The sequence below is a fragment of the Pseudoalteromonas sp. P1-8 genome (assembly GCF_001399985.1).
Classification (GTDB): domain Bacteria; phylum Pseudomonadota; class Gammaproteobacteria; order Enterobacterales; family Alteromonadaceae; genus Pseudoalteromonas.
The window spans coordinates 51592-75620 of sequence record NZ_LJSO01000007.1; the positions used below are offsets into that span (position 1 = coordinate 51592).

The 24029-nt window shown below is 40.3% G+C and carries 22 protein-coding genes; 8 read left to right on the forward strand and 14 right to left on the reverse strand.

Features of this window, described 5'->3' with window-relative positions; translation table 11 throughout:
* Nucleotides 1-18 precede the first annotated feature (18 nt).
* Together AN213_RS11285 and rluC are read right to left on the reverse strand one after the other, a co-directional pair.
* On the reverse strand, nt 19-663 hold the full coding sequence (locus AN213_RS11285) for an HAD-IA family hydrolase (RefSeq protein ID WP_055198662.1): 645 nt from the start codon (nt 661-663) through the stop codon (nt 19-21).
* A complete protein-coding gene (gene rluC / locus AN213_RS11290; protein WP_054561362.1) occupies nt 650-1618 on the reverse strand; it encodes a 23S rRNA pseudouridine(955/2504/2580) synthase RluC in 969 nt (322 codons plus the stop codon). Before rluC ends, AN213_RS11285 begins: the two co-directional genes overlap by 14 nt.
* A 619-nt stretch (nt 1619-2237) precedes the next feature.
* Here rluC and rne point away from each other — a divergent pair.
* Nucleotides 2238-5477, forward strand: coding sequence for a ribonuclease E (gene rne, locus AN213_RS11295; protein ID WP_055198663.1), 3240 nt, complete (start codon nt 2238-2240; stop codon nt 5475-5477).
* 59 nt (nt 5478-5536) lie between these two features.
* Here rne and AN213_RS11300 read toward each other — a convergent pair whose 3' ends face one another.
* The 9 genes from AN213_RS11300 to yejK all read right to left on the reverse strand — a co-directional run bounded on the left by AN213_RS11300 (nt 5537) and on the right by yejK (nt 11845).
* Entirely contained in the window at nt 5537-6403 is an 867-nt protein-coding gene (locus tag AN213_RS11300; protein ID WP_055198664.1) for a PhzF family phenazine biosynthesis protein, read from the reverse strand.
* Entirely contained in the window at nt 6403-6915 is a 513-nt protein-coding gene (locus tag AN213_RS11305) for a GNAT family N-acetyltransferase (protein ID WP_055198665.1), read from the reverse strand. The genes AN213_RS11300 and AN213_RS11305 overlap by 1 nt, the downstream gene beginning before the upstream one ends.
* A gap of 308 nt (nt 6916-7223) precedes the next feature.
* Complete coding sequence (locus AN213_RS11310; RefSeq protein ID WP_054561358.1) at nt 7224-7676, reverse strand: hypothetical protein; 453 nt, start codon at nt 7674-7676, stop codon at nt 7224-7226.
* Between the two features lie 27 nt (nt 7677-7703).
* Nucleotides 7704-8432: a hypothetical protein gene (locus tag AN213_RS11315; protein WP_055198666.1), complete on the reverse strand. Its 729-nt coding sequence runs from the start codon at nt 8430-8432 to the stop codon at nt 7704-7706.
* 135 nt (nt 8433-8567) lie between these two features.
* Nucleotides 8568-9095, reverse strand: a complete 528-nt coding sequence (locus AN213_RS11320) for a TerB family tellurite resistance protein (protein ID WP_055198667.1) — start codon at nt 9093-9095, stop codon at nt 8568-8570.
* A 35-nt stretch (nt 9096-9130) separates the two neighbouring features.
* Nucleotides 9131-9580 carry a DUF3291 domain-containing protein gene (locus AN213_RS11325; RefSeq protein WP_055198668.1) on the reverse strand — a complete coding sequence of 150 codons (450 nt, stop codon included), beginning with the start codon at nt 9578-9580 and terminating at the stop codon, nt 9131-9133.
* Between the two features lie 265 nt (nt 9581-9845).
* Entirely contained in the window at nt 9846-10190 is a 345-nt protein-coding gene (locus AN213_RS11330) for a hypothetical protein (protein WP_054561353.1), read from the reverse strand.
* A 141-nt stretch (nt 10191-10331) separates the two neighbouring features.
* Entirely contained in the window at nt 10332-10709 is a 378-nt protein-coding gene (locus AN213_RS11335) for a hypothetical protein (protein WP_055198669.1), read from the reverse strand.
* Nucleotides 10710-10828: 119 nt separating this feature from the next.
* Nucleotides 10829-11845: a nucleoid-associated protein YejK gene (gene yejK, locus AN213_RS11340; protein WP_054554703.1), complete on the reverse strand. Its 1017-nt coding sequence runs from the start codon at nt 11843-11845 to the stop codon at nt 10829-10831.
* Nucleotides 11846-11908: 63 nt separating this feature from the next.
* On the opposite strand from yejK, the gene AN213_RS11345 reads away from it, so the two are divergent.
* The 6 genes from AN213_RS11345 to AN213_RS11370 all read left to right on the forward strand — a co-directional run bounded on the left by AN213_RS11345 (nt 11909) and on the right by AN213_RS11370 (nt 17576).
* Nucleotides 11909-12121: a DUF1414 domain-containing protein gene (locus tag AN213_RS11345; RefSeq protein ID WP_054554702.1), complete on the forward strand. Its 213-nt coding sequence runs from the start codon at nt 11909-11911 to the stop codon at nt 12119-12121.
* Nucleotides 12122-12126: 5 nt separating this feature from the next.
* Nucleotides 12127-13620 carry a DUF3413 domain-containing protein gene (locus AN213_RS11350; protein ID WP_054561351.1) on the forward strand — a complete coding sequence of 498 codons (1494 nt, stop codon included), beginning with the start codon at nt 12127-12129 and terminating at the stop codon, nt 13618-13620.
* Nucleotides 13621-13695: 75 nt separating this feature from the next.
* Nucleotides 13696-14175: a DUF4124 domain-containing protein gene (locus AN213_RS11355; protein WP_055198670.1), complete on the forward strand. Its 480-nt coding sequence runs from the start codon at nt 13696-13698 to the stop codon at nt 14173-14175.
* A gap of 91 nt (nt 14176-14266) precedes the next feature.
* Entirely contained in the window at nt 14267-15991 is a 1725-nt protein-coding gene (aceK, locus tag AN213_RS11360; protein WP_054561349.1) for a bifunctional isocitrate dehydrogenase kinase/phosphatase, read from the forward strand.
* A 16-nt stretch (nt 15992-16007) separates the two neighbouring features.
* Nucleotides 16008-16946 carry a LysR family transcriptional regulator gene (locus AN213_RS11365; protein ID WP_054554698.1) on the forward strand — a complete coding sequence of 313 codons (939 nt, stop codon included), beginning with the start codon at nt 16008-16010 and terminating at the stop codon, nt 16944-16946.
* A gap of 186 nt (nt 16947-17132) precedes the next feature.
* Nucleotides 17133-17576, forward strand: a complete 444-nt coding sequence (locus AN213_RS11370) for a PA2169 family four-helix-bundle protein (protein ID WP_054554697.1) — start codon at nt 17133-17135, stop codon at nt 17574-17576.
* 69 nt (nt 17577-17645) lie between these two features.
* Here AN213_RS11370 and AN213_RS11375 read toward each other — a convergent pair whose 3' ends face one another.
* Together AN213_RS11375 and AN213_RS11380 are read right to left on the reverse strand one after the other, a co-directional pair.
* Entirely contained in the window at nt 17646-19067 is a 1422-nt protein-coding gene (locus tag AN213_RS11375; RefSeq protein ID WP_055198671.1) for a DUF1254 domain-containing protein, read from the reverse strand.
* A gap of 262 nt (nt 19068-19329) precedes the next feature.
* Nucleotides 19330-20307 (reverse strand): catalase family peroxidase, encoded by a 978-nt coding sequence (locus AN213_RS11380; RefSeq protein WP_054561347.1) that lies wholly within the window; start codon nt 20305-20307, stop codon nt 19330-19332.
* Nucleotides 20308-20595: 288 nt separating this feature from the next.
* On the opposite strand from AN213_RS11380, the gene AN213_RS11385 reads away from it, so the two are divergent.
* Nucleotides 20596-20994 carry a biopolymer transporter ExbD gene (locus AN213_RS11385; RefSeq protein ID WP_055021032.1) on the forward strand — a complete coding sequence of 133 codons (399 nt, stop codon included), beginning with the start codon at nt 20596-20598 and terminating at the stop codon, nt 20992-20994.
* A 58-nt stretch (nt 20995-21052) separates the two neighbouring features.
* Here AN213_RS11385 and AN213_RS11390 read toward each other — a convergent pair whose 3' ends face one another.
* Nucleotides 21053-23959 carry a TonB-dependent receptor plug domain-containing protein gene (locus AN213_RS11390; protein WP_408002935.1) on the reverse strand — a complete coding sequence of 969 codons (2907 nt, stop codon included), beginning with the start codon at nt 23957-23959 and terminating at the stop codon, nt 21053-21055.
* Nucleotides 23960-24029: the final 70 nt, after the last annotated feature.

Here is a 24029-nt window from a genome sequence, read left to right on the forward strand (position 1 = left end):
TTTAAATTGGCTAAGCAGTTAAAGCAAATATTGCTTTAACTGCTGGTATGAATCAACAACACATAACGGCGTATGTTGTTGCAACTGCGCCGGGCTATGGGCACCAAAACTCACTCCAATACAAGCAATACCTGCGGCATTAGCCATTGCCATATCGAGTTGGCTATCACCAATCATCACAGCATCACTTTTTGCTATGCCCTGCTCGTGCAATATTTGCTCAAGCATATCTGGAGATGGCTTCGACTGTGCATCATCTGAGCATTTTACATTCAAAAAGTACTTCCCAAGACCTGACTCATTAAGAAGCCTATCAATGCCTTCACGTCCTTTACCGGTAGCCACAGCCAATTGCATACCTGCATCACTTAACTGCTTTAAAACGGATTCTACACCTTTAAATAAAGGTGTAGGTGTAACATCTAACTCACGGTACTGTGCTTTGTAACCTGCAACGAGTTCGTCGTTTAAATGTAAATGCGCCGGAAAAAGCACTTCAGTGGCTTTTGCCAGCGACAAACCAATGACGTCTTTTGCTTGTTGCTCTGTTGGAACAGGAATACCTAAGTCTCGCGCAGTATTTCGCAGGCAGGTAACAATTTTTGGCACAGAGTCCATCACAGTGCCATCCCAATCAAAAATAACCAGCTTAAACTTGTTCATTATCGGCACGTAGCTTTTTGATACAGTTTTGAAGAGCATTATCGAGTGGCGCTTCAACATGCATGGTTGTTTCGTTTTTAGGGTGCATAAAACGTAAATCATGGGCATGTAAAAACAAACGGTTTAAACCAGTCAGCTTATTTACGTATTGATCAAACTCTGCAACGCCATATTTATCATCACACGCTATTGGGTGACCTTTACATTGCGTATGCACACGAATTTGGTGAGTACGCCCCGTTACTGGCGACGCTTGCACTAATGAGCACTCAGCATATCGCTCAAGCACACGAAAACGCGTGTGCGATGGTTTACCTTCGGTATTATCAACACGAACCACACGCTCACCAGATTTCAAGGTATTTTTACGAAGTCCTTCAGTAACGTTTTTCGTTTTAGAATCCCATTGACCATCAACTAATGCCCAATAGTTTTTTTCCATGGTTTTTTCACGTAACTGTTTATGTAGATCAGTTAACACTGAACGACGTTTAGAAATAAGCAAACAACCTGATGTGTCACGGTCTAGTCGGTGTACAAGCTCTAAACTACGCTCTTCAGGGCGAAGTACGCGAAGCGCTTCGATTAAGCCATAACTGAGGCCACTGCCACCATGCACAGCCATACCCGAAGGCTTGTTGATCACCATTAAATACTTGTCTTCAAACAAAATGGCGTCTTCAAGTTGTTTTACTTTATCGAGTTTTTTTGGCACAAACTCTTCTTTTTCGGCCACTTTAATAGGTGGAATACGAACCACATCATTTAGTTGTAGTTTGTAGACAGGTTTTATGCGTTTTTTATTTACTCGCACTTCGCCTTTACGAAGGATTTTATAAACTGCACTTTTAGGCACACCTTTTAGGTGAGTAATAAGAAAGTTATCAATACGTTGACCTAGATGGTCTTCACCTATGGTAACAAACGAAACTTGTAAGCCGGTTTTTTCTGACATTGCCTAATCACTGATTTAAGTAAATAATTTAGTTGCTAACGCGACGGTAATAGTGGGATAATCACCGTCGCGAACATAAAGTTTGCAAGTAACAACGGTGCTTTTATCACATTAATACATTCGTGAAGCATATTCTGGGTTGCCGATCATACAGATCCGCGCTAAGTTTTCCAAAGCTTTTATAATTACCCAGCCAACACGAGCGTTCAATTATCGGCGATGCGCGTAATATATTGCCTGAATAATTTGAGCACGAATGTTGATTAATGAACATAAAAAGCAATTGAACAAGATAAATTGACTGATAGTGACGACGTAGCAACGTCATTCAGAAGCAGCTGTTGTAGCAAGACATTGAATAAAAATTTGAACATGGTCGACTTCGGGACAAAACTCGTAAATTAAAACCGCAGAATTGGCGGCAGTTTTGACACCTATAAGAATTTAATAACGTGAGAACATGTTATTGTCAGCCACACTTAGTGATGCTCAATGTAAGCAAACAACTTCAGGTTTTGACTTTACCCAGTCGTGAGACTGCACAAAAACAACCGTCAGAAACCACTGAACAGACGAGTTTATATCGTCATGTCAGCGACAGAATTAGTAGAGTAACAATATGAAACGTATGCTAATCAATGCGACGCAGCAAGAAGAAATGCGCGTTGCACTGGTTGATGGCCAGCGCCTGTATGATTTAGACATAGAGAGCCCAGGTCACGAACAAAAAAAAGCAAATATTTACAAGGGTAAAATTACCCGTATCGAACCGTCACTAGAAGCTGCCTTTGTTGATTATGGCGCTGAAAGACACGGTTTCCTTCCTCTTAAAGAAATAGCTCGCACCTACTTCCCACAAGGCTATACATTCCAAGGTCGTCCAAATATCCGTGACGTGATCAAAGAAGGCCAAGAAGTAATTGTGCAAGTTGATAAAGAAGAGCGTGGCCAAAAAGGTGCTGCGTTAACGACTTTTATCAGCGTTGCAGGTAGCTATTTAGTACTTATGCCTAACAACCCTCGTGCCGGTGGTATTTCTCGCCGTATCGAAGGTGATGAGCGTACTGAACTTAAAGAAGCACTAAGCCGTTTAGAACTACCTAAAGGCATGGGCTTAATTGTTCGTACTGCGGGTGTTGGTAAATCATTTGAAGAACTAGAGTACGACTTAAAAGCCCTACTCGTGCATTGGCAAGCGATTCAGCAAGCTGCTGATAGCGGCCCTGCTCCGTTCTTAATTCACCAAGAAAGTAACGTAATTTTCCGCGCAATCCGTGACTATTTACGTCGTGATATTGGTGAAATTTTAATTGATAAAGCACGTGTATTTGAAGAAGCGAAAGCGCATATTGAGCGTTTCCGTCCTGACTTCATGAGCCGCGTTAAGCTTTATCAGGGCGATGTACCACTATTCACCCACTACCAAATTGAAAGCCAAATTGAATCTGCTTTCCAACGTGAAGTTCGCTTACCATCAGGTGGTTCAATTGTAATTGACCCAACTGAAGCACTAACGTCTATCGATATCAACTCATCTAAAGCCACTAAAGGCGGTGATATCGAAGAAACAGCACTTAATACTAACTTAGAAGCAGCAGACGAAATTGCCCGTCAATTACGTTTACGTGACTTAGGTGGTCTTATTGTTATCGACTTCATCGATATGACACCACCACGCCACCAACGCGAAGTAGAGAATCGTTTAAAAGACGCTGCTCGCCCTGACCGTGCCCGTGTACAGATTGGTAAGATCTCACGCTTTGGTCTGCTTGAAATGTCGCGTCAGCGCTTACGCCCTTCATTAGGTGAAGCAAGCCAAGGCCCATGTCCTCGTTGTAATGGTCAAGGTACGATTCGTTCTAACGAATCAATTGCACTGTCTATCCTTCGTTTAATCGAAGAAGAAGCAATCAAAGACAACACATCACAAGTAAATGCACAAGTGCCTGTGGCTGTTGCCGCTTACCTATTAAACGAAAAACGTCGTAGTGTTCAACGCATCGAAAAGCGCCATAACGTTGATGTTGTGATCATTCCTAATCAACACATGGAAACGCCACATTACGAAGTAGTTCGCTTACGTAAAGACGAAACAATCGAAACAGTAAGCTACGAGCAAGTTGTTGCTCCTGAGCCAGAAGCATTTGAAATGGCTAAAGCGCCTTCAGCACCAGTTCGTGAAGAGCCGGTTCTTAAAGGTGTTGTTATGCCTACTACACCTGCACCTCAAGCTGCACCAAAAGCTGAGCAAACGACTCCTGCGGCTAAAAAATCAGAAGGTGGTTTATTTGCTGCAATTGGTAAGTTCTTCAAGTCGTTATTCAGCAATGCCGAAGAGGAAGCTGAAAAAGAGCAAGAAGAGAAAAAAGCAGCACAAAGACGTAGCAATAATCGTCGCAACAACGACAACCGTCGTCGTAGCAACAACCAACGCCGTCGCAACTCTCGTAATAAGCGTCCTGACGATGCACAAGCTAAAGAAGAAAACACAAATACTTCGAATAAGCCTGAGCAAAAAGAAGGTAACGAGAATCGCAACAAACGTCGTCGTAATTCTAACAACAGAAAACGTAATGAAAAACGTAATGATGATGTAGAACAAACGAATAAAGACACTGCACCAGAGACGAAATCTGAGCAACCAAAGGAAACTAAACCTAAGGTTCGTCGTCAACGTCGCAACTTACGCAAAAAAGTTCGCGTAACAGATGAAAGCGCAGATGAAGCAAAAGCAGTACAAACGACTGAAACAACTGAGCAAGCACCTAAAGCTGAAAAACCAGCCAAGCCTGCAAAAGAAAAAGTAGCAGTTGAAACTGAACAAGCAGAACAGCCAGTTGCTGAAAAGCAAGTATCTTCAGAACCAGTAAAAGCTGACGCTGAGCCTAAACAAGCTGAGCAAACTGAATCGGTAGTTGAATCATCAACTGATGAAGATCAAGCTCAACCTCGTACACGCTCTCGTCGTTCACCTCGCCACTTACGTGCCGCAGGTCAACGTCGCCGTCGCCCTGAGCATGATGAAAAGTCAAGTGATGACAAAGCTGATGCGCCAGCATTTATTCCAGTTGCCGACCAAGCTGCTGCTGAATATGAAGCTGAGCTAAAAGCAAAACAGGCTCAGGCTGAAACTGAAGAACCAGTAAAAACTGAAGAGCCAGTTAAAACTGAAGAGCCAGCTAAAGCTGAAGAGCCAGTTAAAGCTGAAGAGCCAGTGAAAACTGAAGAACCAGTGCAAGCTGAAGAACCAGTTAAAGCTGAAGAACCAGCACAAGCTGAAGAACCAGTGCAAGCTGAAGAGCCAGTGAAAGCTGAAGAGCCAGTTGAAACTGAAGAACCAGTGAAAACTGAAGAACCAGTAAAAACTGAAGAACCAGTAAAAGCTGAAGAGCCAGCACAAGCTGAAGAGCCAGTTGAAGCTGAAGAACCAGTACAAGCTGAAGAACCTGTAAAAGCTGAAGAGTCAGTACAAGTTGAAGAACCAGTAAAAACTGAAGAACCAGTACAAGCTGAAGAGCCAGTACAAGCTGAAGAACCAGTTAAAGCTGAAGAGCCAGTGAAAGCTGAGGAACCAGTGAAAGCTGAAGAGCCAGCACAAGCTGAAGAGCCAGTACAAGCTGAAGAACCAGTGAAAGCTGTAGAACCTGCTAAAAATGAAAAAACTGTTTTAGTAAAAGGTTCAGCAAGCGCTGCAATGGCAAAACCTACGCCAGTTGCAGATAGTGAGCCAGAGCCAACACCAGAGGCTATGGCGCATGACAAGCGTGTAGCTATTCCAGATAGCGGCCTTCGTGCAGGTTCAATTAAACCTGCTGGCAGAGCCCGTGCTGATATGGCAAAAACCTTAGCGGCTGAATAATTTAGTCGCTTAAGTAAAAAAGCCGCGTTTATAACGCGGCTTTTTTGTGTGTAATGTTTTTAAATAACAACCTGTTGAGTACCTAGGTGATTGGCGTAGCCACCTACAAGCACTTTGCTTACCCCCTGCTCATCCGAATAAACACTGGCTGAAATGTGTGAACTGCACCCCATTGCTCTGCCTTGTTCAAACATAAAACGGTTTTCTTGCTGTACAAATACATGTTTTGATAAATAGCATGCAAGCGCACCACTGGCGCTACCGGTTGCTGACTCTTCGGGTATACCAACCAAAGGCGCGAAGTTACGACAACTTGCGGTCAGCTCACTTTGCTCTTCACACAATTCAAAGGCATGCACACCAATCACGTTATGCTGTTGGCAGAAGTCGCTAAGCGCTGCCTCATCAATAACAATTTGATCTAAGTAGCCATTCGGCACAGCGACTATAATATCTGGCAATCCTGTAGTTATTACATCAATTGGCAAGCCTGTTTCTGCTAGAGTCGTTTCATCAAGTCCTAATAAGCCTGCAAGGTCGTCATAAGCAAAGTTGCCTAGGTATTTTGGCAAGGCTTGCTCCATGGTAACTTGACCGTTTTCGGCGATTGTTACGCCTAACAAGCCCGCTTTTGTTCGCTGAGTGTAATAACCTGGTTTTAATAACCTTTGTTCGAAGAGCGTAGCAAACACCGCTAGGGTTGCGTGGCCACAAAAATCAACTTCTTCAATTGTCGTAAAAAATGACACAGCAAAGTCAACTTCATGATCTTGCGCCACAAATGCGGTTTCTGAAAAGCCAATTTCTTTTGCAATAGTCAGTTTTTCTGCGTTTGTGAGTTTATCTGCATTCAAAACGACACCTGCTGGGTTGCCGCCTGTATTATTTGCACTAAACGAGTTAACTAAAAATGCAGTTATTATCATTATTGTATGCCTTGGTTTAAATTAAATTCATAAAACAACATGCCATTTTCCTTAGATGCTTGCTCTTCAAAAGCCAATTTTTTTAAAAGTTTAATTGATGGTGTATTTGATTCATCAACACCAGCAATGAGCTTATGCCAGTGTGGCTGAGTATCAGCCAAGTTTATAAATCCCTGCAATAACTCAAATGCAAGACCCTGCCCCCAATATTGCTCAGCTAACAAATAACCAATATGAGCATTATGGTTTTCGGTATATATAAATAAAAGCCCAACAACTTCTTGATGTTCAGATTGCAGCATTAATAAGCGGCACTCGTTAAGCATGTTACCCAACCACTTTTCAGCAACAGCTATAGAATCTATCCCCTGAAAATAACCAGGTAAGTTTGCAACTACAGCAGGGGTTAATATCGTTGGTAAGGCAATCGTTAATTGATGATGCTCATCCATTGACGAGCTTGCGTCTATTTCAATCACATTTAATCTTTTTGTAGTGAAAGATAAATTCATTTTTCATCACCTAGTAAAAGCAATAACAAAGTGAATTATTACTTAGACCATTTATTTGAAACAACTAAGATTGCAACACTAACGCTTATTACAGCAAATAAAAGACCTATAAGCAGTTGCTGGTATGCAATGAAGATTGAAAACCCAATAGCAGCACCGATACAAAAAAATAGCCCAGTATTAGCTTTGTTGCGTTTTATCATGGCCGCGTCCCTTATTTAGCTACTGCTTTATTCCTAGTACTCATTTTTTACATTACTTCTGCCCTGAATATCCATGTTGCTGCAAGGCAAAATTATTAAATGAAGTTACTTTTCTATGACCTCTAGTACATCGTATTCATATTTTGAAATTTTTATTGCATAGGCTTTACTGCGCCACTTACTTCTCGACTCAGCGGATACATTTGCATGATCTAGCGTTGTTTTAATCATAAGTAAGAATGAATCATCATGTTCTACAAAACTAACGTATTGCCAACCTTTGGATTTTGGTAATTCAAATAAGGCTGGAACTTCGTAAAGATCGCCTGTATTTACTGATATGAATAACCTAGCATTTGGGCAAGTTTGATATTCACCATCACATTCAGTCTGCGACTCCCAGCTTTGAATGACCCTAATTTGCGGGAAAGATTTATTCTTATAAAGCACTTCCATAGAAGAAAGTATAAAGCTAAGTTCAGTATTAGACAGCTTCTGAACCGATTTAGCCTGAAAGCTTGACGCAAGCATTAACAACACTAGAACCCTGTACTTCATATAATCAACCTTGTTATTCGGTATTCATTACTGTTTCGGTAAGTCAGGGTCGAGCTTCCCGCCTTCGTTGATATAAACGCTGTCCTTTATCAATTCAGACAAGTACCCTGCATAGCCTTTTAACTCAGGATCAGTCACCAATTTCAATGATGTTTCCAAATCGTCTAAGTAATCTACATTTTTATTTTGCTCTGCAAACTGTTTTGAGTAGTTAGTCGCCAGATAAAGATATTCAAGTCGTTTATATCCATCTAAATCTCCATTTAGGGCATGTTGAATATCTTTAAATGCTCTAGCTCGATAATTATTTGCCTTATCAAGGTTCCCTAAAGACTGCTGCCAACGAGCAAGGATTCTTAGTAACTTATTTTTAAAAAATTCATCTTTTTCGCGAAGTGCGTAAGTTTGCTCGAGCAAAGCTAATTTTTGCTCTAGAGTTGGCTTCGAAATGTGTTGAGACGCAAGAAATTCCGTTATTCTCTCAATTTCTGCAGGTTTAAGTTCGTCAAAATCACCAATTAAAGCTATAAAACCCGATGTCTCGCAAAACCAAATGCCATTTCTATCCGTATGCGGCCAAAACACCTGATCATATTTTGATGGCCAACTGTAAATATAACCACCATAGCTTGCAGGCTCAGCAACCGCACATTTTGCACCCTTAACGATTGGGTCATCTACTTCTAACTCTCCCCACGTTGTTGAGTTAGCAAAAGATGATAAAACCAATAAAGCCACTGATAACTTTTTTTTCATAAAAACTCTCTTATAAACATCTTTAAAAATTAGATTTGTTGTTACATCTTCACGATATTCACTAGAACGTTTCAAAATCAGTTAAGGGGTTATAATTGTCATTTTAATTTTCAGCTGGTTGGGTTTATGGATGAATTACCACTTGCCAGCAGCCTCCCGAGGGCATGCATTTTTTATCTCTGTGACAAGTTTTCTTTGCTGAGCCGTCGGTTCACCTTCAACATTCGCTACCTCATCGACGAGATAACAAATTGAAGCTGCTTGCTCTTTTGTTACTTTATCTAAGCATCGCTCAATTACTTTGTGAGGTTTATTGTAAACGTCACTAGTATGCCCTAATAAATGCACACTTGAGCGTAATAAATCTGTAGCTTCTTTCATACTTAAATGAAATTCACTGTTAAAAAGAGCTAGAATTTTTTCTTTTTGTTCTTTACTCATTTCTCCATCTATTTTGGCCACTGCAACCATATATAACGCAGCCACATCCATCGGTGAATCTAACTTAAATGCGGGATTTAAATCATGGTGTTTTCTGAACTTACGACGTCGGTGCCAGCTAAAAGGATTCAACCAACCAATATCTATCCCACCTTCTTGAAGTTTATTCAGTAACACCAAAATGGTCACTACAATACCTAAAACACCTAATACAACATGCATAGTTTTTCCTTATTTTTATCGCAGTTAATTGTTATTTATTTTTTAAATTCTTCAGCTGTAAAATTGCTTTTAAATGTGAAAGCATGTGGTGTGTCGCCGTTTTCTCGCAGATACTGCAATCTCTCTAATGCCTCTTGAGGGGTTGGAATATGGTTATCTTCAATCCACCATAAAACATAACTATCTTCTGCTAAGCGGTAAAACCATTCACCTTTTCTGCGCATGAAATCTCTGTGGTGAGTACGAAACATAAAATTTTTGAGATCTTCAACGCTTTCCCACACAGACATATTGATTATCATATTCGGATCATCAAACATTTTAATATTTGTGGCATCACCAGATTCGTCTTTTAATCGCCATACAAAACCAGCACTGCTTTCAGCAACGCCATTTATTAAATCAAGATTATCAACAAAATCTTTTATTTCTGGCGCATCTAATGGATATTTAGCAAGAGCGATATTCAATTGAGCAAGTTTCATTTATGACTCTCCTTAGCCATCGGGGAAGTTTGTACCTTGAGTGTATTAAAACTAAGCGATACTGAAAGAAAAGAAAAGCATTTTTACGCCTTCCACTATTCGAATTTTTATATTAATCATTCTAAAAACCATCTGTAGATGTTTTACTAAATCAATGATGGCAAATGGAACTACTTTATCTAATCTCCGCCACCGCAATCACCGCCGCCGTCAGAACATGAACTGTCCGATGAACAAAAGCAAAGTAAATATTAGAAGTAAATTTTTACTTAAGCTTAGGTAAAGCGAGTTGAAATTCTAAAGCTGTAAATTCATTTCTAGTGTAAGGCCCAAAAACGAACTCATTATGTTCTGCATATTTATGATCGTTCACTTTATCAATATAAAAGTAAGAACAAATATTTTCAGGGCAAGCCAAAACCGAAATGTATTTATCGTTAGACGCAATCAATTTAGGTTCATCTATACGTCCAATGAATGCACCTTCACCAAGCGAGTAGCCTAACTTTTTTGAGTTATCACTAAAATAGACTTGATATGGAGGTTCTTCCCAAAGCGGTGAACAACCAAGAACAAACAGTGATATGAATAATATAAGTTTCTTTGTCATTAATATACGAGCTAATTTTTGTTGTTATTTAACCATTCAAAATACTTCTCTAAGAACAAATGAGCATCACCCAACAAAAGTTTATCATGTGCCATTACAAGCTTCTTAGCGTGCCAACCTAGCATGGTATTAAGATGGCTTTTAATCCTTAATCTCTTGGCATATAAGTTTAAACTTTGCTTTTTTAAAGCGATTCATAAAAGAGTTTAAATAAATTAACTGACCGTATTCATCCATAGTTGATTCTCTGTGAGATACACCTAACCAATGCTGGTAAAAGTCATCAAAGTCAGAATAAGCAATTTCTTTTGAGGCCCCTTCTACTAACCAACAATGCTCTATATCTATTAAATCGAGATTAATTGTTTTGCTTAAACTCAGCCCGAGCATTGCAAGCAATAATTTGAGCTCTTCTAAATTATTCAGGCATACAGATTCTTGCAACTCAAACCGAGACTCTAAGTTATTTAACATATTAGTATCTAAACTATTTACCGCTACAAAACTATAGTGATGCAATGTTTCTTCCTTGTAGTAGATAGTGTTTTAAAGTACCCAAAACTAAAAAGCCCAGCAAGTGCTGGGCTAAAAACGGTTATCTATCGTCTTATCGCTTAAAACTTGAAGCTTAAACCCGATTAACTTTCGTCCTGCTCCATAAAGCGCTGAAGCTGGTCTTTAAGATTAGGTGGAATACCTTTGATCACTAGTGTATCGGTTGCTTCGTTATACATTACGCGTTCACCTAAGTGTTTACGTTCAAAGCTCACGCTAACACCGCCGCCCATGCCAGAGAACTTCACCATACTAGTGACTGTTTTCTTATCAACAGGGAACGACTCTTCTAAGTCATAACTTTGCTCTTGGCAGAAGCTTTCAAATGGGCTGTCGTCATTTTTCGATAAGGTTGCAGAAAGCTCTTTAACGTTGGCATCTTCACCTGTTGTTACGCAATCATTACAGTAATCAAATACTTGCTTGCGTAGCTCGTCTTTTTCTGACTTATCGTATTGTTGCTCAGATAAATAATCTTCTACAGCACTAAGCATAACTTGGCTTTGCTGTTTAGGATCAATGCCCTCTTCGCAGCCTAAAAAGTCTAAAAAGAAGTCAGCCACTTTACGACCTGCACGACCTTTAATAAACGACACATAGCGATTATCTTCTGGTTGAGTATCCCACGCAGTTAAATCGACACGTGCAGCTAGTTGCATACGCGAAATATCTAAGTGACGTGATGAAGCTAAATCAAGCTCAGAAGTAATTGAGTAATGCTCTTTAATATTGATCATCGCAATTAACAAAAAGTCACTTGCAACATATTGATAATGGCAAAAAACTAAATAACCCGTTTCATTAAAGGCATACTTATTTAACTCTTCTTTTAGCACATTTGTTGCTTGCTCTGTCATGTGCCAAAAGCCAAGTTCGTCGTTACGGTAACTTTGCATAGCCGAAGCAACAATGCTGTTTTTCTCGCCGCTGAATGCACAGTAGCCTTTACCTGGCTTACCATTATATGCATGGTGTAGCTGCTCTATAAAAACGGCTACTTTATCGTTAACAACCATCTCATCATTGCGTAAATGAATATCTGTATCGTCATCTTTTTTGTCTACATAATGAACGACTAATTTTTTAACATCTATTGTCATCTTTGTTTTTCACGCCTCTGGTGTTAAAATACGGGAATATAACTCTTTTTATCGAACCAACTGATGCCTATCATATCAAAATATTCTAATGACCAAGTAGAACAAATCGTTGATCAGCTGATTGATGTACTAACAGAGCACAAAGCGCCTGTTGATTTAAGCCTTATGTGTTTAGGAAATTCTATCACGCATATTTTAAAAGAGCATGTACCATCAGAGAAAAGACAAGCTGTTGCCGACAACTTTGCCAAAGCATTAGCACAGTCGGTTAAATAAGATTTATGAATTTATCGCAACAAAGTCAGTTTTCTTCAAAAGTAAGTCAGCTTTTAAGTTGGGGCCATTGGTTCACCTTTGCAAACATAGGTTTAGTGCTATTTATTAGCTTAAGCTACTTAGTTGCAGACAGTGCACCGACAACCTTCATGGGCTATTTATACATGCTCGTGACCTGGTTAAGCCACACCAGCTTTATTACTTTTATTGCCTTTGTTTTAACGATATTTCCATTAAGTTTAGTGTTTCCATACCCTCGGCATATCCGAGGGATGGCAGCCATTATTGCAACCCTCGGCGCGTCATTCTTAACGCTTGATGCCTATGTATATTTTAACTTGGGTTATCACTTAAATACGTCTGCTCTACCTGAAATCGTTTCTTTGTTGTGGCACCGTTTAACAAGCTCACCGGCATTAACAACAATTCTTGCAGGCGGCATTGTGCTGCTAATTCTAGCGTTCCAATTATTAGTCAGTAACTACACCTGGCACCACCTAGCGCGCTTAAAGCAATATAAGTTCCCGCGCTATGCAACCAGCACTATTTTAGTGTGCTTTGCACTTAGCCACAGTATTCATATTTGGGCAGATGCCAATTTAAAATTTGATATCACTAAACAAGATAATGTATTGCCGTTGTCTTACCCTACAACAGCAAAAAGCTTATTAGCTAAAAACGATTTGCTCGATTTAGAAAGCTACAAAGAAGCACACGATGTGAGGCTTGACCCACATAATATCGATTACTTAGCACCTACTCCACTTGCCGAGTGTAAAGCTGAGTCGAGTGCGACTATCGATATTTTAGTATTTGAGAATAATGCTGACCTAGAGCAATTTGTTGCCACTGAGCCTGCACTACGCAAGACAGACTTGTTCTTACAACCTGTAGAAACCGAAGATACGTTATTTAGTTTAGTGTATGGCCTGCCAGCATTTTACAAAGCCCCTATTCTAGACAAACAGCAACTGCCTGTGTGGCTTGCTGATAATCGCTCAATTCAAATTAATGGTTTTGAGCAATTCGAATTTATTAATAATGACGACCAAAACCCAGCGGTTCGCCTTGTACGCGCAGACGCTACAACACAAGCACGTGAATCTGCTAATGCCGTATTTGCCTTTAGTCTTGCACAGCAGAGCAATGGTATTGTTACAGCCTCTCGTTTATACAGCTCAGATAAAAAAGTTGTACAAACCGAAGGCCTTATTCAACCAAGTGATATTATCGCCACCAGCGTGGGGCATTACCTTGGTTGTAAAACACTCGCAAAACAAAGCATGTTGGGTAGCAACTTATACAAACGCCATGACGACACCGGTGTTAACTACTCGCAAAATGTATTTATCGCATTTAAAAAAGACAGAATTACCCTGATAGATTCAGACGGTAACTTTAAAAACATTTCAGCAGCACAAGGCTTTGCCATTGAACAAGGATTAGATATTCCATTCCTAGTGCAAAGCATTAAAAAGCTGAAACGATATACGCCCTAGCGCTTATTGATAAATCTTTATTTCGAGCTAGCTTTAGATATTAGACACCTTATTTGATTAGGAGACACGGACGTCATGAAAGCCATAATCATTTATCTAATATCACTTACACTTCTTTGTTTTACCAACGCCTCACTTGCTGCCACCACAGAATACTATAAATGTGTTACAGACAGAGGCACCGTATTTAGTGAGTTCCCCTGTGGTAGCCGTGCAACCAAGCACAAAATTCAAGTCACCGACCCAGACTTACAAGCTCCGCAAAACTTCGTTAAAGAGCTCAACGAGCTTGAGCGCCAGCAAATTATCAGAAACCTCGAAGCCGAAATTCGAAGCTATAAACACCGTTTAGATATCTTAAGCCGTGATCGAGACCGAGCTCAGTACCAGCAAGAACAGCGCTTAAACCGAATTTTGTCTGATAAAGAAGCTAAAAAAATTAATAAAGACATTAAAAAGCAGCTAAAAGCAATTAACAAGCAATACGGGCGCGACGTAAAAAGCGTTAATAAAAAACTTGCAAAACTTGAGAAAAAACTAGCTCGCTATAATTAAATACACTTTACTATTGGGTTTGAAGAATAAATAACATATTCTTAACACCAATAGAGTTATTGCTCTATATTGGTTTAAGTAAGGAGTTTATATGCAGCCACAACACATTGCAGAGTTAATTTTATCTGGGTTTCGCAATCACTATAAACTCTTTCAAGCAATTACTGCCAAAGCACCACTCGCGTTTGCAGATCGTGATTGGCAAAAAATAAATGAGATAAGCAAACTCAGAATTAGCCATTACGATGATCGGGTTAACGAAACCATTGCTAAGCTAAAGTCGCTTAATGAACAGCAAATTATTACCTTAGATCAAACCTGCTGGCTCGAAACCAAACAGCTCTATCAGCAATTTTTGCGCTTTCACCCTCAGGCAGAACTTGCCGAAACCTTTTACAACTCTGTTTTTTGTCGTTTATTTCATCGTCGTTATTTTAATAATGACTTTATCTTTGTAAAAGCGACGCTTGCGGATGCCCCAGCACTACCAATGGAAGTTGAATACCGCAGTTACCACCCTGTTGTTGATGGCTTAAGACCCACAATACGCAAAATTATTAATCAGTTTGATTTTAAAGCACCCTTTGTTGATTTAGAACGCGATATTCGCTTGCTGGTAAAAGCCTTTTATAAACAAGCGCCCGATACACATCACCAAGCATGGCAAATGCGCTTTGATATACTGCAAGCCCCGTTTTACCGTAATAAAGCGGCTTATATTGTTGGCCGTGTGGTATCAGAAAGTGGCGTACAGCCATTTATTATTGCGGTGTTACACCATGAAGACAAAGGGCTATACCTCGATGCCCTACTCACCAAATCATCACAAATGCGCGTTATTTTTGGTTTTGCCCGTGCTTATTTTATGGTTGAAACTCATGCGCCATCTGCGTTAGTACGCTTTTTAAATCAGCTTATGCCGAACAAAACACTGGCTGAGCTATACAATGCAATAGGCTTTCATAAACAAGGTAAGACCGAGTTTTACCGAGAGTTTTTAAGTCATTTAGATCATTCAAACGATCAGCTTGTAATTGCCCCTGGTACACCGGGTATGGTAATGATGGTATTTACTCTGCCGTCGTTTGGTTATGTGTTTAAAGTCATTAAAGATACCTTTGGAGAAAGCAAACCCTTTGGCCGCGATACCGTATTAAAACGCTATCAATTAGTAAAAAGCCATGACCGTGTTGGCCGTATGGCCGACACCATAGAGTATTCGAACGTCGTATTTCCACTAGCCCGATTTGATAGTAAATTACTTGCAGAGTTACATAAAACCATTGGTTCTTCGATGATTATTGAAGGCGAGTGGTTAATCATCAAGCATTTGTACATAGAAAGACGCATGACACCGTTAAATCTGTTTCTTGAAAATGCCAGTGAACAACAAGCGTTTGAAGCAATAGAAGAATATGGCCAAGCTTTAAAAGAAATGATCGCCGTAAATATTTTCCCAGGCGACATGCTGTTGAAAAACTTTGGGGTGAGTAAACATAATCGCATTATTTTTTACGACTATGATGAAGTTCAGTACCTAACAGACATGAACTTTCGCGCCTTACCAAAAGCAAAGTCGTACGATGATTACTTAACCAATGAGCAAAGTTACTCTGTGGCACCGCAAGATGTGTTTCCAGAGCAATTATGTACCTTTGTGACAGCAAATCCGGTGTATAAGCAATATTTATTGAGTACACACCCAGAGCTTGAAGATCCAGCCTATTGGCGACAAGCACAATACAATTATAAGCAAGGTGTGGTTAGCCACATTTATCCATACCCTGCTGCACAACGATTTATCCATTATTGGTAAACACCAAGGACACACAATGAATATAAGTAAAATAGATTTAAACTTACTTGTTTACCTAGATACGTTACTAAGGGAGTGTAATGTAACTAAAGCTGCTAACCAGCTAAGCATTACCCAACCTGCCATGAGTAATGGCCTAAAAAGACTCCGTAATTTATTTAACGACCCTATTTTAGTGCGTACCAGCGAAGGTATGGTACCAACAGAGCGCGCAAAAGAATTACAACCGGTGATCCGCGGCATTTTAATGACCCTTGAAGAAACACTGGCACCAAACCGCGAATTTGAAGCATCACAAAGTAAACGTGTTTTTCGTATCATGGCCAGTGACTACGCAGCAAGTACCCTTGCCCCACGCTTATTAAGTAAATTACACGAAGAAGCGCCCGATACCACACTCGATATTTTGACCCCAAGTGATGTTACCTTCCACGATGTTGAAAACGGTAAGGTAGATATGGCTATCAACCGCTTTGAAAACTTACCGCAATCGTTTCACTATAAACAAATTTGGAAAGACAGCTTTTGTTGCCTAGTAAAAGCAGATAACCCAATTATCAAAGACTTCAGCCTCGACAGTTATTTAAAAGCGCGCCACATCTGGGTTAGTAAAACAGGCTTTGGTGTAGGTGTGGGTATGGACCCTAAAGATGTGCAAAAGCTAGGTTGGGTGGATGAGGCGCTCGCTCACTTTGGTAAACACCGTAATATTGCCACCTTTACCCGTAACTACCACGTTGCTATTCACTTAGCGAAAGAACAAAACTTGGTTGCAACGTTGCCTTCAAAAGCGGCGAATATCTATTTAGATGATCCGGGCCTTAAAATTCTTGAGCCGCCATTCCCTATTCCGCCATTTGAGCTAGATATGATTTGGAGCCCGCTATTACACCGTGATGCAAGCCATATTTGGTTACGCCAAAAGGTTGCAGAAGTAGCCGACGAGCTTAAGTAAGATTTTACCAACAAAATTGTAATTATTGCTGATAAGCAAGGTGTTAGCTTAGCTTATCAGCAGCATCCCTCCTATTAAAAACCAATAACCAACTGAAATACAATAACTTTATATTTAAGTAATGAACTGGAATATGCTTTGCAAGTATCTAATTGCATTGTTTTTAATATTCAAAAAGAGGTCATTATGAATACTCATCAAGGACAAGACGTTCATCATATTGCAGATATCATCCAAGTTATGAATAGCGGTATCGATTTTTATGAAAAAGCACAGGAAAAAGTAACCGACCCAAGCATTATTGCCTTATTTCAACGCATGATAGATGCGCGTAAAGTAAGTGTTGAACGCTTACAACCTTATGCCATTAACGAAAATGGCGAGCGCGAAAATGGTTCTGATTTTGCTGTAGAAGCACGTAAAGCCTATACATCACTAATTACTAAACTAGGTGCCGACAAAAACGCCACCTATGTTAGCGAACTTGAAGAAGTTGAAGATAAAACACTAGCCGAAATCAAACATGCGCTTAAAAAACCACAACCCCATGATTGTGAAGCCGCGTTATCTAAAACCCTGCTGACAATTCAAAGTTGTCATGCTGAAATGAGTAAAATGAAAAAGCATTAAATTGTGAGAGTGCAAAGCCCAGTTAAGCTGGGCTTTTATTTGTTTAGATTTAGATAAGCGGTTCGTATCTTATCTGAGAATTTTACTATTAGTTTGGAGCTTCATCTTTGGCAGCTTATATTCGCCATTTATCATTACATCGTCAGGGCCATAGCATCGAAGTGTTACGAAGAAGGGACCATCAGGCGCAGGTAGCCAATTAGTGTACTTATCGCCTTTAGGTTGCTCATGCTGAACATAAACCGTAAGTGAACCATCATCGTTATAGCGGATACCATCAGTTCTGGGACCTAGTGAATATCTGTCGATCGGATTAGCGACGAGATAGCGACCGGGAAGATCGAATAATGTTACAGACCAAAAGAATTTCACGTTCGGCAAATCTTTCTTCTCGAAATGAATGACGTATTTGTGTTTTCCGTCTAAGGGCTGACCACTAGAATCCAAAGACCACTGGCTATAAAAAGCCTCTTCTACAGAATTGGCGTAAATTCCTGCAAATGCCCCAGCAGCTCGATAAAGATAGTTATTTTTCAATTGTTCCCGTGAGCCATACACTTCGCCAGAATTGGTGAGTGTAGGCATCACCTCTTCGATTTCTTTCAATCCTTGCTCGACGCCATCAGTCAATGCTTGTTGGATATCTCGCGGTAGACTTTTGATATCGAATGGCGCACCAGCTTTGATGCCGATCTTTTCGAATCTTTTTAGAAGTTCCTTTTCAGATGGGTGAGGCTGAGTAAACTGCAAGAGAAAGTTTAAATAAGCGATGAATTCACCTGACAATGCACGACTCTCATTCCATGCCGGCCACGCTATCTCTGCAGCGGGTACCGGCGGCTTTTGACCTGCGAATTCACTGAGAGGCTGCAACACATATTTGTGCTGGATAGCCAACATGTTTTCCACATCACTCTCACCTTTGAGCTCTGTGCGAGTGAGAGTTCCTATAAATTCACTCTCACTGCGAAATACTTTCTTAATAGATGCAGGAACCTCGCCGTTCCATTCAGGCCCTGCGAAGAGATAGCTCCCCTCTCCAAATCCAGTTGCTCGAGCGCCAGTATAGGCAAAATTATGAGTGTAAAGATCAAACCACTGCTGTGTGTAATAGCGTTCTCCAGACACTTCGGGCAAGCTCAACACCCACGGTTCCGCCCTCAAGTCGAGCCACGCCCAGGAATAAGGAGTGTCATTATTGGGCGCATTTATATCCTTATCTTCAGGGGTGTTTAGTCTAGTGTAATGACGATATCTTCCGAATCCGCCAATAAAACCCGGGTCAAGTGGATCTTGAGTTTGCGCCACCATGGTCTTATACCCGTATAGCATGGGATAGGCGAAGATAAATGCCTCTTTAGCAATCTTATGAGCTTCTTCAGGTGAAGTAATTATCTGTTGCGACTTTACGCCCTGAGCATACAATCCTAGCAGAGTGATTGAGAACATAAACAGTAAGTTTTTGATATTTATATGTTTTAGAAGTTTCATTCCATTTCCCTTTCTATTTAATCGCTTCAATGCATCCTCCGTATCAGGGCAGAGAGCATACTCTAAGAATAGGTATTTTTTGACCACTTATCAACACTGTAATTGTCCCGTTTACGTGATACATGAAAGGGTAAACTATAACTATTAGAAATCAAACTCATCCTTTAGCTTATACAACAGTCAGGTTTTATTAACTCCTTTTAATCAAGCATGACAAATACCCTTAAAAATTATTCAATTTAGTGAGTTAACCCCAAGAAACTTATTGCCCCGTTAAACGCTTCGAAAATGAAATTGCATAAGCTGTTGAGCGTAATTTAAGTACTTTGTCATCACTTGGCATAAAGCCTTTAGATAGTAGATTTGGGTCATAATTAGTAAGGTCGCAACCTGACTCACCTGTTGATTCTATGGTGAGCTTTCCTAAATTAATTGTTTTGCGATCCGCAGGCCAACGAACTGAAGGGTCAGTTAATGCATCACCGGGCTTGGCTAATTGTGCTTGAAAACGATAATGCACCTTCCCTTTTGCTAAATCTTCTTCAAGTCGCTTAGCCAGAAATGATTTAGGGAAGGTTTTCATTTGCTCTTCAGTTAGCACCTGCTCTGGCTCTTCTGGCACCATGATCCATCTAAAGGCATGTTTAGCGCCCTTTTCATCAACCATGTAAAAGGTATGCACACCAAAATAACGTGAAGACACATAAGATGCTGGCGGGTTATGGCTTTGCAGCCAATTAAATTGCCCTAAGGTACTCGGGTTTTGATCTCTGTATGCTTTTACTTTTGCAAAATCGATTTGCCCAGTTTTTTCGTCAGGTACTAAAGTACTTAGCAAGCCAAAAAACGCTTCTGGGCTGTTACCTGCAAATACAGGTGTAGTTAGCCCTGCAATATTGTGTACATCACCATTTTCTAGCACAAACTGCACCCCCATTCCGCGTGGAGAACGTGATGTTTCGTCAGCATGAGGGTTTCCCCCGCCCATAGAAAAACGAATATTTGCTTTTGATGGCGCATTGAATAAAGGGCTAATTGAATACTGTTTTGCTGCTTGATTAGGTGTAAATGTGCCGACAGCGCACACCCCTTTGGCGTGACCTTTTCTGATACCGGGCTGCTTTCCTGAAAGCTTTTCAAATAAATTTATAAAATCTTGCCCGTTTACTGGTTGCTCAGCAAAACTTGCTGTTGGTAAAACAAGGCACATAGCACAAACTAAAGGCTTAATTTTTAGCATTTATCCATCCTTTAAACTTAGTTCCAACAAAAATGACCAGACTAACCTCAAAATCATTTCATCAAAGCTAATAAATATTTTTACCAACAAAAACGCTACAAACATTTAATAAACTTAGAATATTTATTTAACCACCGTTTTTTTAAAAGCTGCTAACTTTAAATTTAGGATCCGAAAAACTGCTGTGGCGCCCAGCATTTTAAAATAATCCGTGTTTTTAACACGACTATGGCTAGTCCACTTAATCGTAAATTTTGTGGGTTAGTCAAAAACAACAAGGACCTAATTATGGTGAAACAACATAAAAAAACCACTGCAAACGCTGATGTAGATATGACTCCTATGCTCGATATTGTGTTTATCTTGCTGATATTTTTTATCGTCACAACCTCGTTTGTTAAAGAGCGCGCTATTGAAGTGAATCGCCCTTTAGCAAAACCAAGTCTTGAAAACCCTAAAAAACAAGCGCAATTTACTATCACTGAAAACGACAGTATTTACTTTGCAAACCGGCTTATCACACCAGAGCAGATAATCGCTAACCTTGCGTTATTTGCCGCACAGTTTGAAATGACCAATGTGCAAGTAACAGCAAGTGAGCAAAGCAGCCACAAAACCTTAGTAACCTTGCTTGATAAAATAAAACAATATCAAGATGTGCCAATTTCTATAAGCACGTCTTTATAACTAAAAAAGGGCCTAACGGCCCTTTGCAAGTTAAATAATAAAGGAATCTAAAGGGAGTTTAGAACTTGTACTCTGCACCTACGTAGTAGTACGCACCGTTAAAGCCAAATGGTGCTGAACGACGTGAGTAAGTGAATACACCTGGGCTTGAAACAATTGTGTTGCCGCTGGCATCAACAATCGTACCCGAGCGTGAATTACCAATGGTGTTCTTATCTGGATAAACATCAAATAAGTTATTTGCACCAATGTTAAATGACAGGTTTTCGTTAAAGAAGTAGTTAACTTTAACATCAGTTAAGATTTCAGCACCGTATGTTTGACGACCACCATCTTCAACTGTGTATTCGCCGTAACGGTTTAGAGATAGGTTTACAGTCCAATCTTCTAAACGGTAAAGCGCGCTTAAGTTAATGCGGTCTTCTGGTTGCCATTCTTCAATAATTGATGTTTCTTGAGCAGAAAACACATCTTCTACCGGAATAGTCTCAAGACCACTGCCTGATGGCGTAAATAAATCAACTACATCTGTTTTAGTGAAGTTAGCAGCAAAGGTGAAATCTAAAGTACCGCCAAGGCCTTCTGTGTTCCATGTAGCAACTAAATCAACACCTTCTGTTTCTGTGTCTGCACCATTTAAGAAGAACTGACCCGCACCTGCGCCTGAGCTTTCAAGTGCAGCATCTAGCGTATCTGATAAACCTTTACCTAAACGGTTAGAAATAACGATACGGTCGTCGATATCAATCGAGTAGTAGTCAATGGTTAAATTGATATTGTCGGTTACGTTATATACAATACCTAAACTACGATTTTGTGATTTCTCTTCTTTTAGCTTAGGAATACCAATTGATTGCGCTAAGGTACTGTCGTTTCTAAACGTACCTACTTGCTCAGCCACTAAGCTGCCATCATCACCTACAACAAACTGTGTACTTACGTTATTAAAGTAAAGTTGTTGCATAGAAGGTGCTCTAAAACCTGTGCTTAATGCACCACGCAAAGACACATCTTCAGTGACAGACCAGTTACCCGCTAACTTAAAGTTAACTGTGTCACCAAAGCCTTTGTAGTTATCGTAACGTACCGCACCTGAAATAATTACATCATCGATAACATAGGTTTCTGCATCCATATAGAATGAGATCACATCGCGCGATTCATCAACAGATGATGCCGGGTCTGAACCACCAAAACCTTGCGTACCGCTTGCAGCGTCAACACTACCTACCCCGCCATTTAAGCCAGAATAGATGCTCATGCCATCAACAGTGTCGTAATCACGGTATGCGTATTCGCTACCTTCAAGAATGCGGAACTCATCGGTACGAAGCTCAGCACCTAGTGCTAATGAGAAGTTGTCGTAATCTTTGGTGTAATCAAGATTTAAAGTTTGCAGTGATAATTCAAGGCCATATGCATACGCTGAACGCGGGATAGTGGCACGAATTTCATCAGCCGTTAAACCTTGGTCATAGCGAAGGTAGTTAGCGTAAGAGCCATTGATAGTATCACTTGTGGTGTAATCAATGCTGTTTTCACCGTAGGTGTACGATAAATCAATGCTTGAGTCATTATCGAACGATTTTTTATAACCAAAGTTATAAGACACGTCATCAATGACAGTATTAATTTTCGGTAAGAAACCCATAGGAATGGTTGCATCACCATCTTGTAATACAGGGTTACCATTAGCATTTGCGTTATGACGGAAAAACGCTGCTGATTCATTTTCACGATTTGAATAAGTGATAAAGCCATATAGCTCACCACCAGCAAGCTCATAGCCAGTATTAACTGTTAGAGCGAATTGTTGTGAATCTGCATCACCAATTCTAAACGTATCACGAGGTGCTGTTAGCTCACGAGGGTCGCCTGCCAATAGCGTACCATCATCAAGTTCAGTACAGCCGTAAAATTGACATGAGCCATGAAGACCTGCACGATTAGTAGGTGCACGGTCACGGTAGTTAATTGTGGTGTTTAAATAACCTTCGTCACCTAAAGCAAAACCTTTGTTGAAATCAACAGTCACAGTTTCGCCATCGCCTTCTGAATACTCACCGTAGTTGATAGCCGCTTTACCGCCCTCTTCAGCGTCTTTTAATACGATATTAATAACACCTGCAATGGCATCTGAACCATATTGCGCGGCAGCACCATCACGTAATACTTCAATACGTTTGATTGCAGCAGCAGGAATAGCATTCATGTCGGTACCCGCCGTACCACGACCTACTGACGTATTAATGTGAATAAGGCTCGCTTGGTGGCGGCGTTTACCATTGATAAGAACTAAGGTTTGATCTGGCCCTAAGCCACGTAATGTTGCAGGGCGAAGTGCATCAGTACCATCACTGATAGACGAGCTTGAAAAGTTAAAAGACGGTGCAATAGCCTGAAGCATTCGGCCTACTTCTGTTTGACCTGTATTCTCGAGTGCTTCGGCACTTAAAATATCAACCGGAACCGGTAAATCTTCAACCGAGCGTCCTGCTACACGGCTACCGACAACGGCAATTTTTTCGATGTTTTGTTCTGCTGATTGATCTTCTGCTAACGCTTGCGTATTGGCGGCAAGCAGTAATGGCACGACTGCAGCGCTGACCCCTGATACTTTGATCATGTTATTATCTATCCTATCTACTTGTTTGAGTTTTATACTCAGCAAGCCTTGTCGATCAACAACCGCATCGAGCTCAGTGCCTTCTAGCATCGCATTCAGTGCATCAAGTTTGGTGTAAAAACCAAACACAGATTGCGCTTGATATTGCTTTGCTAATTCGAAAGAAAAAATGACTGTTTGTTCGGTTTGCTTTGCAAATTCGATTAACGCCAAATCAGCTCGTTGCGCTTTGATGTCAAATTGCAGCATTTGTTTTTCAGCCGCTATTGCTACTTGGCCTCCTGTGAGGCCATAAATAACAAAAGAGGCAGGTAACAACGGCAATTGCTTACTGCGCAATTTAAACAAACAAGTGAGGAAGAAAAATCCGCTATGTAAATTTAACTTTTTTTTATTTAATTTTTTGTGA